This window comes from bacterium (assembly GCA_021372775.1).
Taxonomy (GTDB): Bacteria; Acidobacteriota; Polarisedimenticolia; order J045; family J045; genus JAJFTU01.
Genome location: JAJFTU010000396.1, coordinates 1 through 2,256, shown reverse-complemented (window position 1 = coordinate 2,256; position 2,256 = coordinate 1). Strand labels below are relative to the sequence as shown.

Annotated in this window: 2 protein-coding genes; both read left to right on the top strand. The window is 76.0% G+C overall.

Features of this window, described 5'->3' with window-relative positions; all coding sequences use genetic code 11:
* Positions 1-422, top strand: a 422-nt coding sequence (locus LLG88_13305) for a hypothetical protein (protein MCE5247884.1), incomplete at its 5' end; no start/stop codon positions are given.
* Between the two features lie 149 nt (positions 423-571).
* Positions 572-2,256 (top strand): PAS domain-containing protein (locus LLG88_13300; GenBank protein MCE5247883.1); only part of this gene is annotated, 1,685 nt, incomplete at its 3' end.

Sequence of the window (2,256 nt, the reverse complement as noted above, 5' to 3'; positions counted from 1 at the left end):
TCGTCTGCGCGGCGCGGGCCGAGCGCGGCGGCCGCGGCTTCCGCCGCGCGCTCGGCGGCGCCGTCGCCGCGAACGTGGCCGCGGCGGCGGCGATCGGCGGCGCGCTCTGGATCGCCGCGCCGCTCGTGCTGCGCCTCTTCGGCAAGGAGTACGCGGGGGCGACGACCATCGCCGCGCTGCTCCTCGGCGCGGCGCTGGCCGAGGCGCTCGGCGGCGCGCTCTACATCGGCCTGCTCGCCCGCGGCTGGCTCTGGGCGGAGTTCGCGATCGCGACGGCGCGCGGCGCGCTGTTCCTCGGCGCGGCGGTCTGCCTCGTCGGCCCGCTCGGGGCGAACGGGCTGGCGCTGGCCAACCTCGGCGCGTTCGCCGTCGCCGCGCTGGGCTACGCCGTCGTCTGCCGCCGCGCGGCGCGGGGCGAGTAAGAGGGCGCGGGCGCCATTCGACGCCGCACGGCGTCGTTTTCGTCGCGCCGATCTTCTCCCGCCGAATTGAAGGCAAAGGTCTGTACAATCGCCGCAGAATCGCCTTGGCCCGGCGGCGCGTCCCGCCGACGGATGGGGAGGAGGCGAGGATGCGGGGTGGTCCGCGCGAGGAGACGCCGAGGACGGCCCGCGGAGGCTCGCGGCGGCCGCTCCGCGCCCTCGCCGTCGCCGCGGCGCTCTCGCCGGCGATCTTCGCCGTCGGCGTGACGGTCGTCGTCGAGCGGAGCGCCGAGGCGCGGCGCCGCGCCGAGGATCGGGCGCGCGTCGTCGCCGAGGCCAGCGCCGTCCGCGCGCGGCTCGAGACGACGGTCGAACAGAATCTCTATCTGCTGGCCGGGATCCGCGCCGAGGTGGCGCGCCGCGGCGGCATCGATCCGGCCGAGTTCGCGGGGCTGACGGAAGAGGTCCTCGTCGCGCCGAATCAGGTGCGGCACATCGCGCTCGTCCGCGGCACGGTGATCGTGGACGCCTTCCCGAGGGCGGGGAACCTGGCGGCGATCGGGCGCGACCTGGCGCAGATTCCGGAGCAGCGCGAAGAAGTCCTCGCCGTGGAACGGACGGTCGCGCCGCGTATCGCGGGCCCGGTGCACCTCGTGCAGGGCGGCACCGCCCTCGTCGGGCGCGTGCCGATCATCGAGCGGGCGAGCGGCCGCTACTGGGGCCACCTCGCCGTGGTGATGAGCGTGCCCGCCGTGCTGCGGGCCGTCCACTTCGACGACCCCGGCGCGCCGCTCTCGCTCTTCCTGCGGCGGATCGAGCCGAACGGCGCCCCCGGCGAGGCGATCGGCGGCGATCCGGCGCTGCTCGCCGCCGATCCGGTCGCGCTGGACATCTCCCTCCCGGGGGCGCATTGGCGCCTCTGGGCCGTGCCGCGCGGCGGCTGGCCGGTCCCGCCCCGCGCCGACGGCGTGCGGATTCTCGGCGCCGCCGCGGCGCTGCTCTTCGCCGCGATGGGGCTGGGGACGGTGCGGCTGCTCGGCGTGCGGAAGCGGGGGCTGCGGGCGCTGCGCGACGTCAACGAGGGGCTCGCCCGGAGTTCCGACGAACTGCGCCAAGCGCGCGACGAACTGCGCGCCTACCAGCAGCAGCTGCTGCGGATCGTGGACGCGCTCCCCGCCGCCGTCGCCTACGTCGGCGCCGACCGACGCCTCGTCTGGGCCAACCGCGGCTGCGAGGAGTACTTCGGCCGGCCCCGCAAGCGGCTGATCGGCGTCCCGGTGGAGGAGCTCGCCGCGCCCGGAGCGCGGGAAGAGAACCAGAAGAGGCTCGACCGCGCCTTCGCCGGCGAGGCGATGGAGTTCGAGATCGAGCGCCTCCTTCCGCACGGCGCGCCCGCCCACTTCGTCGTCAACGTGACCCCCGAGGTCGGCGCCGACGGGAAGGTCGTCGGCGCGATCGTCCTCGCCGCCGACCGCACCGACGCGCGGCGCGCCGAGGAAGAACGGCGCTCGCTGCAGGGGCAGTTGGAGCGCGCGCAACGTCTGGAGAGCCTGGGCGTGCTGGCCGGGGGCGTGGCCCACGATTTCAACAACCTGCTCCAGCCGATCCTCGGCATCGTCGAACTGGCGCTCGGCGACCTGCCGGAGGACGCGTCGCTGCGGCCGATGCTGATCCAGGTGCGCCAGGCGGCGGAGCGCGCGGCGCTGCTCGTGCGGCAGATGCTCGACTTCGCCGGGCGCGGCGGCGGGGCGCGCGCGTCGCTCGACCTTTCGCGGACGGTCGCCGAGGTCGCCCATCTCGTCGAGGCGGCGGTGCCGAAGAGCGCGAAGCTGGA